A 15983-nucleotide genomic window follows, 5' to 3' on the forward strand; every position below is an offset into this window, starting at 1 on the left:
AGGATAAGCCTCTTTTTCATGTGCATGATGGAAGAGAGTCAACTTTTTCATAGCACCCGAAATTTGATGAAATACAACCATACCTGCACCAAATCTACTATTTCAGCATCTACTATAATAGAATCTATTTACTAGAAAATTGGTGGTGAATATGAATCAAACTGGTTTTGTTTATATTGTAAAAACACAATTCACTTTTTTGGCTGATGATTGTCTGTTAAGCCAAATTCTTAATGAAATTGCTTCAGAAGGGATCAACATCAATGGACAAGCTCAATTTGCGGAGAATCATTGTAACCTTGTCAAGTTGGTTGTCGGAATTACTCAAGAACAGAGCAGCTGGGATATTCGCATTGTTAAAAGTATCTTGCGGTCACTTGGGGTAAACTTTGAAACTGATGAGGTCATCCAGGTGCTGAGTATCATTCCCGGAGTTGCTGGTCAATACAATGCCATTTATGGAGCGTTATGGTGCAAAGTGACAGTGAAGGCAATATATCTTGGAGAGGACAATACGTTGTATGTGGATGTTTCTGATGTTGATAAGGCAATCCGGATCCTTTCAAAACCCCCTCTGCCACGGTGCTAGAAAGGGCTGTCCTAAAGTGTCTGAGTCTCTCCGAACGTAACAACATTTTGAGAAAAATCGTGGTCTTGATAAAAAATGTTGTTTTGGAGGCGTCAGATACTTTTCTTTTTGGAAAGTTCTTTTCTGTACATTGGGAAGATTCATTGCGTGAAATCCAGGTACACAGCTGTAAAATTTTCGTATGGTAGATAAACATTTATAAAATATAGGTGTATGTCCATTGTCGATGCCTATTGATTCAGCATTTACTATAGTATGAACTGTTCATTTGAGAAAGGGCGTGCTGACAATACGTGATTCTGCATTTTCTTATAATGTGAGAACACAATTTACATTCCTGACAGATCAACGGACGTTAAGTGAGATTTTAAATCAACTAGCAACAGAAGGCATTAACATCAACGGATATGAACAATTTGCGGAACATCAATGTAATTTAGTGAAGTTAGTGGTCGGACGTTCAGATGGAGAAAGCACTCGTGATCTATTGGTTACCAAAAGCACACTCCGGCATTTTGGCGTCCGATTCCAAATCAAACGAATCCTTCAAGTGCTCAATATAGCCTCTGGCATCCCCGGGCAAGTCAATACGATTTATGGGGCTTTATATTGTCGAGTAGATGTTGATGCGATTTACATCGGTGAAAATGATAATCTCTACCTAGAGGTATCTGATTTAGATAAAGCGATTTGGATCTTGTCTCAAGAGAATGTTCCGAGCTGTCTCGAATGAAAAAGAATTGGTAAAGACTCTGACCTGCTGCAGTTTAGCCTAGTGGGTCTTTTTTGTTGTTTTATGGAGGGGTGGAAAGGCTGATTGGCTGGAATGAAGTTAGTAGAAATCAGGATGAATGAAATATCCTCCCTCAGATGATATCATTTGTACAACAACAAGTGTTGAATCGAGGGGAATAATCATGTCTGACGGAAGTAATACTGAGACAGCATCTCGAGAGAGCACATTTCTGGTGGGCGTGCTCATCTTGCCGATCATCGGTCTGTTCATTGCCAGCCAATTCATGGCCAACGACTGGCTCGAACTTTTTACAGGAATATATCTCTTATGTGTCATCACCCTTTTGCTTCCATCAGCGAAAGGGGTTTTCAAATATTTGACCCTCGCCCTGATTGTTTTGAGTGTGATTTTCTTATTGAATGAAGGAGCGACATTTGATGTATGGATTGAAAGTGTGTCGATCAACCATACGTTAGTGGCTTTGTTTATCAGCGTTCCGTTTCTAGGCGTTCCGGTCAAGTCGAAGGAATACCTGGAAGCTCTCAAACAGGTTTACATACGGTATATGCAGAATCCTAATGTTTTCTTTTTCTTGACCCAGTCTTTTACCCATTTCATGGCGATCATTCTCAATGTTGGATCGGTATCGATCTTTTATCAATTAGGAGGAGCGAACCCTTATGTTAAATCTCCACGCAGACTTTCCACACCGTTGATGCGGGGGTTTGCGACAGCTTTGATCTGGTCGCCGTTTTTTGCAGCGATGGCACTCGTAACGACCTATCTCCATATCGAGTGGGCGAACAGCGTGCCATTTTTATTAGGATTCGTCATTCTATCCTTCCTGGCAAGCAGCCTTCTCGAGTGGCGATTGAATGTCAAGACTGCCGATAAAGAGGAAGTTGCAACAGGAAACGAAAATGCAGAGGAGGTAAAAGGAACCGCACCTCTTCAAAAACGCAAACTCATCGAACTAGCTAGCTTCCTGGTATTGATCATTGTGTCGTTGCTTGTACTGGAGAAAGTAACCAGCCTGTCGATGGTCACGCTCGTCATTTTTCTATCGTTTCTCTTTCCGATGTTTTGGCTTACAGTAAAAAAACGATTCAGACGGTTCGTCCTGGAAGCAATTCGCTATGCTACCGTCACTGTACCGCTTTTGAAAAAAGAAGTCCTTTTATTCCTAGTGGCAGGCTTTTTCAGCGGGGCTGTTGCTCAAACTGGTTTCGGTGATTGGATTGCTGGTGTGCTGAATCATATGTACGGCGGCTATGTAAGTATTTCGCTGTTCATCATACTGACGGTCATTTTCGCAAGTCTGATCGGGTTCCATCCAATCATGCTCATCACTGTCTACGTTACGAGTCTCGAGCCATCAGCGATCCATCTCTCAACAATGTATTTTGCCGTACTGTTGCTTGGTGCATGGGGAATCGCCACATCAATCTCACCTATGACGGGTGTCAGCCATCTTTTAGCTCATGAAATGAAAGAGAAGGTCGTCAATATTTCGTTAAAATGGAATCTTGGATATGGGGCATTATCTCTTGGTCTTTTGCTTACGTATATGGTCCTATTGCATGAAACCGGCTTGATTTGAACATAAAAATTTGAGTGGAGGGATTCAAATGAATTTGAAAACTGAAATTTGTTCACTTTTCGAAATCGAATTTCCGATAGTCCAGGCTGGTATGGCTGGTGGCATCACAACGCCTGAGCTTGTAGCTGCGGTTTCGGAGGCTGGCGGTCTAGGAACGCTCGGCGCAGGTTATTTGACACCGGAAGCAACCCGGAATGCGATCAAGGAAATCCGAGCACGTACGGATCGTCCTTTTGCCGTGAACCTCTTCAAGGTAGAAATGCAGCAAGAAGACGATCGCACAGCTTCTGTCCAACAGCAGCTTCTACCCATCTATGAAGACCTGGACATCATCCCATCTACACAGAAGCACGCGGTCACCGATTATTATGAAAAACAGTTTGCTATTTTAATAGAAGAGAAGGTGCCCGTCATTTCGACTACGTTTGAAGTACCGACGGAAGAACAGATCCAGCTTGCGCATGAACATGAGTTGAAGATGGTGACGATGGTGACGACTGTGAACGAAGCGATGCAGTCAGAGAAGGCGGGGGTTGATGTGGTTGTGGCTCAAGGTGGGGAAGCTGGCGGCCACCGCGGTACGTTTGATGTGAAAAATGGGGAAGGTGCTGCGATCGGAACGTTTGCGCTCATCCCCCAGGTCGTCGATCATGTCTCGATCCCGGTCATCGCAGCAGGAGGTATCATGGATGGCAGAGGGCTTGTGGCAGCACGAGCTTTAGGAGCTGAAGGGATTCAGCTTGGAACCCGATTCTTGAATGCGGTCGAGAGCGGAACCGATCCTGCTTATAAAAAAGCATTGCTCGAATCCGACGAAGAAAGTACAGAACTGACGGCTGCTTTTTCCGGCAGACCGGCTCGCGCCATCCGCAACCAGTTTATGGACTTTTTACAAAGCAACAAAATCCAACCCCTCAACTATCCAATCCAGAACCTTCTCACGAAAGAAATCCGGGCGGCAGCCAAGCAACACGGCAAACCTGAGTACATGTCCCTCTGGTCAGGACAAGGGAACCGACTCATCAAAGACGGTCAGACGGCAGAAGAGATCATCAAAGAAATCATGGACCAAGCAAGTAGTTTGTCATTTTAAAAGTTTTAGAGATAATTCTTGAGTTGTAGAGATAAATTCCAAGAAGTTGTAGAGAAAATTCAAAAGTTGTAACGTTTTGGCCTCAGGTTGTAGAGATAATTAATAATTTTAGAGGAGGTTTCAATTGCTAGACAAACTTGGGATTTAGATGGAAGAAACGAAGAAAAAACACATAGCAATACAAAGAATGGTCTATTTTAGCTGGGATGACCTTCTGTCATGCAATTTGACTACAAATCGATCTTGTCCTTTTCGATAAAGAAAGCTACGGTATCACCTATGAAGGTTTGAAACTGTACCTCGACCGAGATGTCTTGACGAAAGAGGAAGTGTCACAACTGATTGAAGTGATGGAAGGAATTTATGATCTTATTCTGGATTTGGATCCTGAATTTTGGCGCCAGCTAGTAGAGGTCCATATGGACTCTTGAACTTTAAGCTTGGTCCTTGAAGAAGTGTTGAGGCCACCGGAACCTGTACCAAATTCAAGTATGGGTTTTTATTTTATTGTGCTAAAATATGGTAAAAGGGTCCGGGGTGGTATTTTGAAGAGGGCAATCTCAATAATTGCGCTTGTGCTTTTGTTGGCGGGATGCAATAAGGAACTATCATATTCTGAAATGAAGGATGTTAATGTACATAAAGGCGTCCAGGGTTTTATTGATCACGTAGAGGATCAAAATGGCCTTTACGTATACTTTGATAAAAAGAAAGCTGTCTATATGTTTTTGAATGGCAGCAATGTGGTCCAGGGTGAAAAAGCTTCCTATTTTGAGACATGCGGAAGGTGATGGAGATACCCTGAACATTTATTATGAAGAAAAAAGTATCGAGGATTATTCCGATCAATCACTAGATCACCAGTTGTTATTTAAAGTGGATTTAGATAAGGACTATGAAAATATAAAGGCTTTCAGAAATGATAAACATGTTCCTATATACATGGCATCTGGGAATTAATCCATACTGTTCCAAAGTCTCACGATTCTTTTGCAGTAATGGAGGATCAGGTACCCGACAGCAAGGATCAAAAAGACGATTCCAGCATAAACAATTATCGGGGACGCAACTGCAAATGAATCTGGAAATCTTTCAATAAAGTACGATATCGAAAAACCTATAAGCATGAAAATGGAAAGAAACCTCATGAACTTAACCACATGCAACCCCCTCCTAATAAATGGAATTCACTCTATTATACACCATAATAAGGTGGAGTGTCGCAAATTCGATTTAGAACCCATAAAGGCCTTTAACAGAACTTTAAAAAGCACCGTCGTAATTAAACCAAATCATTTTTCTTTATAAGAAAATCGATAAATGCCTTTACTGCAGGAGAAGGATAAGAGTCCTTATGGTGTACGATAAAGAACTTTCGTGAAAGTATTAAGTTTCTGCCTTCCACAATTTCAACTGCATTCAGTTTCAATTCTGATTCGATTGTTATTTTTGGCAGGAAACTGATTCCTCCACCTGCTATGACAGCTTGCTTTATCGCTTCTGTAGATCCCAATTCAACAGCTGGATTGAGTTCCACGTTATGTTTCTTAAAATGTTCTTCTATGGTTTTTCTTGTATTTGATCCTACACCGCGAACGATCAGTTTTTCATTTGATACATCTTTCAAAGTGACATCCTTTTTCATCGTCAAGGAATGACTTTTTGGAGCGATCAATACAATATCGTCGTTTAAAAAAGATTCTTTCACTAAGGATTGCGAAGAAGGGATTTCTGGAACAATTGCAATATCCAGTAGGTTCCTTTCGATTTGTTGTTGAATTTCTGTTGTTGATTTGATGTCTAGATTTAATTGAATACCCGGGTACCTTTCCATGAACTTCATGACAACGGGGACCATGAAATAGTTCCCGATTGTTGTGCTTGCCCCCACCTGTAAAGAACCAGATTCTAAATTTTTCATCCCATCCAAAACAGCGCTTGTTTTTTGCACCAGCGCTAGAATTTGTTCCCCCATTGTATACAACGTTTTCCCTGCATCTGTCAATTCAATATGACGACCTACCCTATGGAAAAGTGTGAGGTCAAAATATTTCTCTAAGCTTTCAATTTGACGTGAAACAGCAGGTTGGCTAATTGCTAACTCTTTTGAAGCACGGGTAAAGTTCTTGTGTTTTGCAACAGTATAAAACGTTTTGAGCTGATGAAAATCCAAAGTGACTCGCCTCCGATCCATAATAAAATCGTATAGAATCAATGATGAATATGCATTTTTATTATACATCATTCTGTCTTATGATGATATTAAGGAGGCGGTGAAAATGATTCTTCGGCAATTCTTACACAAAGAACCTGTTGCTATTTCTTATTTGTTTGGTTGAGGCGGGCAATCATTAGGTGTAGTGGTGGATCCACTCGATCAGATTGATTTTTATATTGAAACGGCTAAAGAAGAAGGTTTGGGTATTACGCATGTAATCGATACCCATGTGCATGCTGATCACATTTCAGGTGCGAGAAAATTGGCAGAAGCAACGGGTGCGGAACTCGTCATGTATGAAGAAACCCCGGCTCAATACAACTTTACAAAAGTTGGAGATGGGGATGTGATTTCCCTGGGCAATGTCATTATTGAAGTGATGCATACACCCGGACACACTCCTGAACATATTTGTTTATTAGTAACTGATAGATCAAGAGGGCCAGAACCATGGTTTGTTCTGACCGGTCATACACTGATGATCGGAGATGTAGGCCGTCCGGATCTCGTTTCTGTAGCGGAAGAGAGTGTAAAGGATTTGCATGACAGTCTCTTCAATAGGCTGCTCCATCTTGATGACTATATTGAAATTCTTCCAGGAGCTTATTCAGGCTCGCCTTGAGGACGCCAATTAAGTGGGAAGGTTCTTTCCACCTTAGGTTTTGAAAGGAAGTTCAATAAGGCTCTTCAAGTAAAAGATAAGCGTAAGTTTGAACAATTTATGCTGAATGATTTACCTGAACAACCAGAAGACTTTGAACGGATAAGAGCAAGAAATATGGGACTTGACCCTGAACGATCTTAATAATAACGATAAGGTGAACCTGATTGTTTTCAGGTTCTCTTGTTATTTGGAGGAACAGGTATGGACAACAACAAAGCGTTAGCTATTGGTTTAAAAGAGAATATACTGCAGTTCTCCTTACTCGTTGTATTAAATTTGTTCGTCGGATCGATGGTCGGTCTTGAACGGACAATTCTTCCGATTATTGGGGAAGAAACTTTTGGACTTGTCTCAACGAGTGCAGCCCTTTCATTTATAGTGAGCTTCGGTTTTTCAAAAGCGATTATGAACTTTTTTGCCGGTACGATTTCAGATAAGATCGGAAGAAAGAAAGTGTTATTATATGGCTGGATCATCGGGCTTTTTGTTCCTGTTTTGGTCATTTTCGCTCAGGCATGGTGGGTCATTATCGTAGCTAACATTTTGTTAGGAGTTAATCAGGGAATGGCTTGGTCGATGACAGTCAATATGAAGGTAGATTTAGTGAAAGATAAAGAGAGAGGATTGGCAGTTGGACTGAATGAATTTGCCGGTTATTCTGGCGTCGCGTTGACCGCAATGGTTTCTGGCTATCTTGCCACAACATTTTCATTACGGCCAGAACCGTTTTATTTAGGTATAGCCATTGCACTTGTTGGGATTCTCCTATCGCTTATTGTAAAAGATACGGATGCACATTTGAAATTGCAATCCAAATCCTACAAAGGGAAAAAGGATCATCATCTTTCAACCAAAGCCGTATTTAAAAAGACGTTATGGAAAGATAAGAATTTATTCAGTAGTAGCTTCGCCGGTCTTTCAACGAATTTAAAAGATGGTATGGCGTGGGGCTTATTTCCTCTATTTTTCTCTTCCGTCGGACTTTCCGTTAGCCAGATTGGTATCATTGTTGCGATTTATCCTGCAGCATGGGGGTTCTTCCAACTGTTTACAGGTCCAATGAGTGACCGTTTTGGCCGGAAATGGATGATTACATTGGGCATGTGGCTCCAGGCTCTGTCTATCTGGTGGATCCTGCTCGTTGAAGGCTATACATTATGGTTGATTGGAGCAGTTCTGTTAGGTGTTGGAACAGCTATGGTGTATCCGACACTCATTGCTTCGATAAGTGATGTTGCCCATCCTGATTGGCGAGCTTCCTCTCTTGGCATTTATCGATCTTTACGGGATGCTGGGTATGCTTTTGGCGCCATAATGGCTGGGGTTTTAACTGATTTCTTAAATGTCAACTGGGCGATGGGGCTAGTTGCATTGATTCCTTTCCTTGCAGGATTGATTGCAGCCAGTAAATTAGAAGAAACAGTACAGCCTTCGAAGATTTGATATAAGAAGCTCATAAAAAACCGTATCTTACCAGATGCGGTTTTTGAACACTGTTTTTGATTTTTATACTTGGAATCTTGTAGGGAAAGCAGGCGTTTGTTTGCACGTGGAAAAGGACTATGGCGGGGGGACACTTCCACAGTCCTTCTGCCCAGTGGCTCATTCGATTTTGTTTTAAACACTATTCACGGACATTTGTGCAGCTATAACACGGAGCTTTCCTTAGTGGACCTGTCTCACATATTCGTGAAAACGTTCTTTGATCAGGTTCCATTCTTTGTTTTCGAGGTTTTGATCAGTAATCAGGTTGCGGTCGATTCGGATCACTTCTGCTCCGGCTTTCATATAATCTGCAACGTTTTCATCACTTGAACACATGAGCGGGATATCTTCAAACGGTTCCAATACGGATGCAATGAATTCTGGTCCAAGAGCGGAGGCTGGAAAGATGTTGACCATTGATGCTCCTTGGATGGTTGCATGGACCATTTCAGTAGGTGTGAAAACCCCAGGGATGAACAACGTGTGGCGGTTATTCGCAAAATGAAGGACTTCTTTTACCATGATCGGCGAGATTAGAAAATCAGCTTTCACCTTGATGGCATCTTCCGCATCGTCAATGGAAAATACGGTACCTGCACCAACCAACAGATCAGGGAATTCCTTCTTGAGTTTTTTGATTTTTGCTACGCCGTTCGGCTCGTCCAACGTGATTTCAACTGCTTTGGCACCACCATCTACAAGGGCTTGCACGATGTCTGTCAGATCATCATCCGGCATGTTCCGCAAAACGGGAATGACTTTCGCCTCTTTAAGTTCATTCAACATCAGGATCACCTCGATTGAAAGATATATATATACGAAAAACCTTTTCACGCAAATGCCTATCAAGACAGATGGGAAAAGGGTATTTTTGGATACTTATTGTAGGTTTTCCCGAATTGGATGGTTTTTAAAACTATATCAACATTTTTCTGATAGGAATACATCCAAAGTTGTACGTCAGTTTCAATCTTTTGTTCGTTTCTTGGTTTTGTTTGCTTGATTAAGATAAAGGTAAGAAGTGTGATAAAAGGAGAGAACATGATGAAATACATTTGTACGACATGCGGAGTGCAATATCCGGAAAGTGACCATGCACCTGAAAATTGTTCGATATGCCAGGAGGAGCGGCAGTACGTTAATCCGACTGGGCAGGAATGGACGACGCTCCAATCGATGGTCGAGAGCGGTGCTTATCGGAATGAAATCAAGCAGGAAGAGGAAAACCTGTACAGCATCACCACCACACCGAGTTTCGGAATCGGACAGACGGCTTACCTAGTTCGTCAAAATGGCTACAACATTTTGTGGGACTGCATCACGTATTTGGACCAAGAGACGATCGATACGATTGAAAACCTTGGAGGAATTGACGCGATTGCTTTGTCACACCCCCATTATTATTCAACGCAGGGAGATTGGGCTGAAACCTTTGACGCTCCAATTTATATCCATGAAGACGATCGGCAATGGGTGATGGAACCGAGTGAGCGGATTGAATTTTGGGGAGGCGAAGAGCTGCCGCTTGAAGCTGGGATAACTCTCCAACGTCTCGGCGGTCATTTTAAAGGAGGTGCGGTTCTGCATTGGCCCGATGGAAACAGTGGGAAAGGAATCTTATTGACCGGGGACATCATTCAGGTGGTTGCGGATCAGAACTGGGTCAGCTTCATGTACAGTTATCCAAACCAGATCCCGCTGCCAGCAAGGAAAGTGAAAGAGATTGCAGAAAAAGTGCATAGTTTGGCTTTTGACCGGATCTACAGTGCCTTCCTTAAAATCGTGAGCACTGAAGCGAACGAAGCGGTGCAGCGATCGGCACGACGCTATGTAGATGCGATTGAAGGAAAGCTGTTCAATACGTGAATCAACGAAGTGTTATGGCATTCTTAGATCCACAACGCTTGATTACTGCATCCTAAACAAACAATAATTGAAAAAACGATCCCATTCTTTCTTTAAAAAGGGGTCGTTTTTACTGTTTTACCCTTATTTTTCTGCATATCCTGTCTTGCTGATTCTACTTTGTTGAAGGATTCTGTAATGGGGATATGGAAATTCTATATAATTCCATAAAAAGGAACTGGTTCAGGAGGAATCATCTCATAGAGAGGAAGGTCATATGGATAAGACAATGTTCTATTTCTGGGTTGTTGTGATCGCTGTTATCTCGTTTTTTACCGGAGAAATTGCAAGCTTCATGATGTTATTTTTAATATTAATCACGTTGAGAGAAATGCATCAAACACTGTTATCTTTCTATCATGATTTTCATGAAACTTGATTTTGAACGCTTAATTGATAGTAAACCTGTAGATGAATGGAAGAAAGCATATACCGAGGAGGTCGAGAAACTGGATCAGCTTTACCAGGAAGAGGAGCGGATCTATTACAAGATGTACGCTAAGGGTGAGCAAGATCCAAGGATCGATGACATCCAAAGGATCAAGCATGAATTGATGACGAACGAGTTCTTGAAAGCTAACTTATCCTACTGGAAAGAAGTTTTAAAAGATGATCCAGTGTGGCAAAGACGCCTTCATGTTTTTCTGACCAAGATGACACAAGAAGCGTTGGACAGTCATCCCGAACTTGTTGACATACAAAATAGACTGCAATCGAACCTTATGGAGAGTACGTTTAGTGTAAGCGGAAATGAATATAATCTCGGTACGGTTCATTCAACAATTATGGAAAATCCGAACCGCGGACTTCGAAAGAAACTTTTACTAGAATCCAAAAGAATAGGTAGAGAGAATGAGGGTTTATTCAGAACGTTGATCCAGAAACGGAATAAACTTGCGAAGCGTCATGGATATTCAAACTATTATTCCTTCAGGTGCAGTCTTAAAGAACTAGACATTGAAGCTTACATAACGGAAATGGACATTCTATTAGAAAAATCAGCAGACTCCTCTCGTTACTGGGATAAGAGAATAAAAGAAAAATTCGGTTGGAAAACGATCCATCAGTATGACCAATATTATTCAACCTTCAACTTTCACCAGCTTCAGACAATTCCCTTTGATTCAAATCGAATGAAAGAGATATTAAGTGATGCAGCAAACAGTGTAGGTTTACTTTTGCATCAAATTCCTGTATCAATTGAGGGCTTGGAGATTCCCTACGGCGGTTTCTGCATCAATATCAATCCGAAGGAAATCAAACTGGTCTTCAACAAAAGGGATTCGTATTCTGTATTTCTATCGGGAATTCATGAGATGGGTCATGCAATTGATGGCCATTACAGCTCTTTCCAATATCCAGAGCTTTATCGTTTTTATTCGAGTATTGCAGCAGAAGGTGTAGCCGAATTATTCCAAACGATCATCACGGATCAAGCATTTCTGAAGAAAAACTTCGATCTTCGTGAAGAAGAGTATGCTCAGATTGAGGAAGCGGATCATTTGTTGAATTTGAATATGGTGAAAATGAATTATTATTACAGCCTGGTCGAATATGAAATGTATAAAAAACCTGAGCGAAGGTTCGAAGAGATTGCAGCGGAATGTTATAAGTATGTATTCGGGTATGAGGGGGAAACGTTCCATCCGGCAAGTGAAATGTTCTATGTCGAGAATCCTGCTTTTTTCCAGGATTATAACTTTGCCTTGTCAATCCGCGATATGATTCGAAATAAATTCAAGATTAAGAGTCTTTATGGAAAGGCTGATGTGTTTCAAGAACTTCTTGAAAAATACATTGAACCAAACCAGTTGTATACCTGGCAAGAACGAGTTGAGCGCCTTTGCGGCGAACCCCACACCTTTACGAGATTGCAAGACACACTAAATGGCAGGAAGTTATTCAACACATGATGAAATAAAAACCAATAGAGCTGATCATAATACAGTTACTATTGGTTTTATTAGCTTTGCACATTATTCAACTTGAGCGAGCAGCGCGACCAGTGGTTCCTCATCCATCCAGATTTCTAAGTGGTTCATGACATAGTCGATTGCTTCGTTTTCGTCGCCGATCCCAATATAAGCAGGGGGTTCTGGAGGGAGATTTTTGCGCTTAAGCATGAATTCCTTTACATGCGGATTGGTTGAATGGGCTTCTTTCAATAATTCCAATGTCTTATCAAAGTTCCTCGTTTCTTTGTATTCCAAAAGTGCTTTGTTGAATGCGAAGTTTGCTGTAACTTCCTCATATTCTTTGATCAGTTGCCGCGCCTCTTCATACAGCCCATCTTCGATCAAATTAGGGAGGAGGACGTAGCGGACACCTTGATTATCCATCGGATTTTCCTCAAGGAGTTCTCTCAGTAAATCAAGTGCAAAGTCCCGTTCTTTCAAATTCAATTCACATTGAGCATAATTGAACTTCGCAGTCATATACGGTCGTGCTTCCATAACCATCCACAAGTGCCCTTTGTTTTCATTGATGAAATCAAGACCGAGCTTTTCTTGTTCTTTGATCATGATATCAAAAAAGAACCCTGCCTGTTCTTCCAAATCGAACTCCCCGTCCAAGTCTTCTAATAATGAAGGGTTGTTATCGATTTCAGGTTTGATTTCTTCCATGAACTCAATGAATGAACGGCTTCGTGTTGAAATCGTTGGGGCAGCAACGCCATATTTCTTGGAGAGCTCCTTTTGGGTGACCCGACGTTCTTCAAAGTACGTATGTGCGACATATTCCAATCCTGCCGCATAGGACTCAGGCTTCGTGATATGCGGAAACATGTAGGTGCAATAATCAACCCAAAGCTTGTATAAGATACTCATTCCTTCTTCTGTAAACATCCCTGGTGTGTTCCGTTCAAAACATTCCCAAACCTCTGCTTCCAACGGAGTGAGATCAGCATCATATTCATCGAACTCATCCGATTGCTCCAGCCCATACATCAGTTTGAACCCTTCCTGGATAATCTCAGGATAATAATCTACAAGGTTTATTTGCGGAGGCAATTGTGGATCAATCGAGCATATTTTTTCTGTAAGCTCTCCTATGACATGAAACGGTACCAAAATCGGCGGTCCATTGATAAAAAGCTTTTCTTTGAAAGGGAGTAATGTACCAATCAAATAATAATCATCCAAAGGCGGACCATCTGGAATATTTTCTAATTCTGCGACGTGCTTTTCTTCAGGTTGGATTGGATCGACTAACGTACATTGATTGTTCGTATGATTTTCTACCCGATAGAGAGATGGTTTACATTGGAGCCATTCTTCAACCACCTCACGTTCCTCATTTGATAGTCTAGTATTTTTAAGAAAAAGCTCTGCTGGCGTCTCTTCACCAGAGACAGGTATATGAAATGCGCTCCAGCTATAAGCTGCTTCAAGGATATATTGGATATGGTCTTTTTGGAAAGAAGGAATATCGATCCTTTCCAACAAAATAGTTTTCAATGACTCGTTTTCAAGAACGGTATACTCCATCAACCTATCATAAAGTCCAATGAATTCACGCTGGTTCTTTTCGTGAAGGAAATCGATGACATTATCCTCTTTTTCGAGACAACATTTCTTGTATTTTTTTCCGCTTCCACAAGGGCAAAGATCGTTCCTGCCAACTGTTTTCATAAGGGGACCTCCTTACTCTGCTAATTAAAATACTATCATGAAAGGTTACTAGTGAAAAAGGATTCCTCCATGAAGGTTTTGGTAAAAAATCTTCTCTAAATCTTCACACATTTCTTAAGGTCAGTGGGTTTAGAATGGAAGCAAGGACGTTAACACTATAAATGATCAATAGGGAAGGATAGACATATGAAAAAAATGAACTGGTGGATTCCGTTTTTGATTGTGGTTGTTGCGCTGACAGCTTGCGGTGATCGTGAACAACATTCGGAGCATAAGGAAAAGAAAGAAGCTACACCTGAAATGTTGGAAGTCCATCTCGATGTTCCTGCTACACTTACTAAAAGTGAAACTGGTCGCTTCGAGGCTGTCGTGATTCAAGGGGATGAAAAAGTCGAAGATGCAGAAGAAGTCGAGTTTGAGATATGGATGGAAGGTGCCAAGGAAAACAGCATCATTCTTGAAGCTGAAAATGAAGGAAACGGCGTTTATTCAGTTAAGCACTCTTTTGAACAAGAAGGCGAATATGTTGTCCAGACCCATGTAACGGCACGAGACATGCATACCATGCCAATGAAAAAAGTAATTGTCAGCAACGAATAGAGGTGTTCTTATGAAAAAAATATTTGGTTTCATCTGTATGATGATGGTTTTAGCAGCTTGTGGAGAAGAGAAATTGGAAAAACCAGATGATTTCAACTTCGAAGTCCAATCATTCAATTATACAAACCAGGACGGTGAGACAGTCAGTTTGGAAGATTTGAAGGGAAAGGTGTGGGTTGTTGATTTCATCTTCACAAGCTGCAACACGGTGTGCCCGCCGATGACGAACAGCATGGCCAATCTTCAGAAGAATATTGAAAAAGCAGGACTGGAGGACGTACAGATCGTGTCATTCAGTGTGGATCCTGAGGTAGATACACCGAAAAAATTGAAAGAATTCGGAATAAAGCATCATGCTGATTTTTCCAACTGGCATTTTTTAACCGGTTATGAACAAGGAGAAATCGAAGCATTTACCGAAGAAAGCTTTAAAGCGGCTGTCCAGAAAACATCTGCTTCCGACCAGGTGTCCCACGGGACCTCTTTTTACCTCGTAGATCAAAACGGCACTGTTGTAACCCGTTATAGTGGGACGAATCGATCAGACGAAGATGATAAAACAGTGATTCAAGACATAAAAGCACTTCAACAATAAGGGAAGCTATGAAATGGGGAGACGAGGTTGTACAAGATCAGAGCTGAACATGAAAACTGATATTCCTAAGATAAAAGAAGTGAATGACCTTGCGTTCGGGCAAGAAAATGAAGCCAGATTGATCGAGGGGATTCGGCGGTCGGATGCGTTTATTCCAGTGTTGTCTCTGGTTGCCGATACAGATGGTGGTGATGTGATCGGGCATATATTATTCAGCAGAATCTATATAAAAACAGGTGGCGGAAGGGAACCAACGCTAGCTCTTGCACCTATGGCTGTAAAACCGGACTGGCAAAACAACGGTGTCGGTTCTGCATTGGTACGAGAGGGGCTTAAACGGTGCGTCGAGGCAGGTTTCGGTTCCGTGGTCGTTCTCGGCCATTCGAAATTTTATCCAAGATTCGGTTTTGTCCGTGCCAGTACGAAAGGGATTCATCCTCCGTTCGAAGTACCGGATGAAGCGTTCATGGTCTATGAAGCAGTATCTGGTACATTGGACGGAATCGAAGGTACAGTGCAATATCCCGATGCTTTTTCAGCAGTCTAGTGATGACTAGGCTGTTTTTTTGATAACGATGGGCTGGGCTGAAAAATTAACGGACACCAGAGCCGTTTTTTGTGAACAAAGCAGCTAATTTTCGGTGCTGGCGTCCGCTATTTTTGTAAATAAATAGAAAATCAGGCAACTCCTATTGACCTTACAATTGCTCAAGATGTCCTTTGAATTACACATCTAAACACATTCAAATATGGAAAGAATTGCGAGCAATTCTTCCTTTTTATCAACACAAAAGCCAACTGTCAGTAAGTTAGGGGTCGGGTCTATTTTACAAAATTGCACAAGATGCCCTCGAAATTGCTCAAGA

General features: G+C 41.5%; 18 protein-coding genes. 14 read left to right on the forward strand and 4 right to left on the reverse strand.

Annotated features, from left to right (window positions below; translation table 11 throughout):
• Positions 1-151: 151 nt before the first annotated feature.
• The 6 genes from ACTWQL_RS12595 to ACTWQL_RS12620 all read left to right on the forward strand — a co-directional run bounded on the left by ACTWQL_RS12595 (position 152) and on the right by ACTWQL_RS12620 (position 4809).
• The gene (locus tag ACTWQL_RS12595) at positions 152-589 is read left to right on the forward strand and encodes a hypothetical protein (RefSeq protein ID WP_443142792.1); all 438 of its coding nucleotides are present in this window, start codon (positions 152-154) and stop codon (positions 587-589) included.
• A gap of 316 nt (positions 590-905) precedes the next feature.
• Positions 906-1322, forward strand: a complete 417-nt coding sequence (locus tag ACTWQL_RS12600) for a hypothetical protein (RefSeq protein ID WP_443142793.1) — start codon at positions 906-908, stop codon at positions 1320-1322.
• Between the two features lie 184 nt (positions 1323-1506).
• Complete coding sequence (locus tag ACTWQL_RS12605; protein WP_443142794.1) at positions 1507-2925, forward strand: hypothetical protein; 1419 nt, start codon at positions 1507-1509, stop codon at positions 2923-2925.
• Between the two features lie 28 nt (positions 2926-2953).
• Entirely contained in the window at positions 2954-4018 is a 1065-nt protein-coding gene (locus ACTWQL_RS12610; protein ID WP_443142795.1) for an NAD(P)H-dependent flavin oxidoreductase, read from the forward strand.
• Between the two features lie 287 nt (positions 4019-4305).
• Positions 4306-4449 (forward strand): hypothetical protein, encoded by a 144-nt coding sequence (locus tag ACTWQL_RS12615; protein WP_443142796.1) that lies wholly within the window; start codon positions 4306-4308, stop codon positions 4447-4449.
• Between the two features lie 114 nt (positions 4450-4563).
• Positions 4564-4809, forward strand: a complete 246-nt coding sequence (locus ACTWQL_RS12620) for a hypothetical protein (protein ID WP_443142797.1) — start codon at positions 4564-4566, stop codon at positions 4807-4809.
• Between the two features lie 165 nt (positions 4810-4974).
• Here ACTWQL_RS12620 and ACTWQL_RS12625 read toward each other — a convergent pair whose 3' ends face one another.
• Positions 4975-5178, reverse strand: a complete 204-nt coding sequence (locus tag ACTWQL_RS12625) for a hypothetical protein (protein ID WP_443142798.1) — start codon at positions 5176-5178, stop codon at positions 4975-4977.
• A gap of 122 nt (positions 5179-5300) precedes the next feature.
• On the reverse strand, positions 5301-6191 hold the full coding sequence (locus ACTWQL_RS12630; protein ID WP_443142799.1) for a LysR family transcriptional regulator: 891 nt from the start codon (positions 6189-6191) through the stop codon (positions 5301-5303).
• A gap of 190 nt (positions 6192-6381) precedes the next feature.
• On the opposite strand from ACTWQL_RS12630, the gene ACTWQL_RS12635 reads away from it, so the two are divergent.
• Both ACTWQL_RS12635 and ACTWQL_RS12640 read left to right on the forward strand, forming a co-directional pair.
• Positions 6382-6858 (forward strand): MBL fold metallo-hydrolase, encoded by a 477-nt coding sequence (locus ACTWQL_RS12635; RefSeq protein ID WP_443142800.1) that lies wholly within the window; start codon positions 6382-6384, stop codon positions 6856-6858.
• Between the two features lie 243 nt (positions 6859-7101).
• Complete coding sequence (locus ACTWQL_RS12640) at positions 7102-8343, forward strand: MFS transporter (protein ID WP_443142801.1); 1242 nt, start codon at positions 7102-7104, stop codon at positions 8341-8343.
• A 222-nt stretch (positions 8344-8565) separates the two neighbouring features.
• Here the strand turns inward: ACTWQL_RS12640 and ACTWQL_RS12645 are convergent, their stop codons facing one another.
• On the reverse strand, positions 8566-9171 hold the full coding sequence (locus tag ACTWQL_RS12645; protein ID WP_443142802.1) for a bifunctional 4-hydroxy-2-oxoglutarate aldolase/2-dehydro-3-deoxy-phosphogluconate aldolase: 606 nt from the start codon (positions 9169-9171) through the stop codon (positions 8566-8568).
• Between the two features lie 255 nt (positions 9172-9426).
• On the opposite strand from ACTWQL_RS12645, the gene ACTWQL_RS12650 reads away from it, so the two are divergent.
• The 3 genes from ACTWQL_RS12650 to ACTWQL_RS12660 all read left to right on the forward strand — a co-directional run bounded on the left by ACTWQL_RS12650 (position 9427) and on the right by ACTWQL_RS12660 (position 12203).
• Positions 9427-10251: an MBL fold metallo-hydrolase gene (locus ACTWQL_RS12650; RefSeq protein ID WP_443142803.1), complete on the forward strand. Its 825-nt coding sequence runs from the start codon at positions 9427-9429 to the stop codon at positions 10249-10251.
• A gap of 256 nt (positions 10252-10507) precedes the next feature.
• Complete coding sequence (locus ACTWQL_RS12655) at positions 10508-10669, forward strand: hypothetical protein (protein ID WP_443142804.1); 162 nt, start codon at positions 10508-10510, stop codon at positions 10667-10669.
• Positions 10650-12203 carry a hypothetical protein gene (locus ACTWQL_RS12660; RefSeq protein WP_443142805.1) on the forward strand — a complete coding sequence of 518 codons (1554 nt, stop codon included), beginning with the start codon at positions 10650-10652 and terminating at the stop codon, positions 12201-12203. Before ACTWQL_RS12655 ends, ACTWQL_RS12660 begins: the two co-directional genes overlap by 20 nt.
• A gap of 63 nt (positions 12204-12266) precedes the next feature.
• Here ACTWQL_RS12660 and ACTWQL_RS12665 read toward each other — a convergent pair whose 3' ends face one another.
• A complete protein-coding gene (locus ACTWQL_RS12665; RefSeq protein ID WP_443142806.1) occupies positions 12267-13922 on the reverse strand; it encodes a YecA family protein in 1656 nt (551 codons plus the stop codon).
• Positions 13923-14108: 186 nt separating this feature from the next.
• Here ACTWQL_RS12665 and ACTWQL_RS12670 point away from each other — a divergent pair, with 186 nt between their 5' ends.
• From ACTWQL_RS12670 to ACTWQL_RS12680, 3 genes are read left to right on the forward strand one after another with little or no spacing between them, the layout of a single operon-like run.
• Positions 14109-14522 carry a FixH family protein gene (locus ACTWQL_RS12670; RefSeq protein ID WP_443142807.1) on the forward strand — a complete coding sequence of 138 codons (414 nt, stop codon included), beginning with the start codon at positions 14109-14111 and terminating at the stop codon, positions 14520-14522.
• Between the two features lie 10 nt (positions 14523-14532).
• The gene (locus tag ACTWQL_RS12675) at positions 14533-15117 is read left to right on the forward strand and encodes an SCO family protein (protein ID WP_443142808.1); all 585 of its coding nucleotides are present in this window, start codon (positions 14533-14535) and stop codon (positions 15115-15117) included.
• Positions 15118-15130: 13 nt separating this feature from the next.
• Positions 15131-15664: a GNAT family N-acetyltransferase gene (locus ACTWQL_RS12680; RefSeq protein WP_443142809.1), complete on the forward strand. Its 534-nt coding sequence runs from the start codon at positions 15131-15133 to the stop codon at positions 15662-15664.
• Positions 15665-15983 lie beyond the last annotated feature (319 nt).

It is taken from the genome of Pseudalkalibacillus sp. R45 (assembly GCF_052246725.1).
In the GTDB taxonomy this organism is placed as follows: Bacteria; Bacillota; Bacilli; order Bacillales; family Fictibacillaceae; genus Pseudalkalibacillus.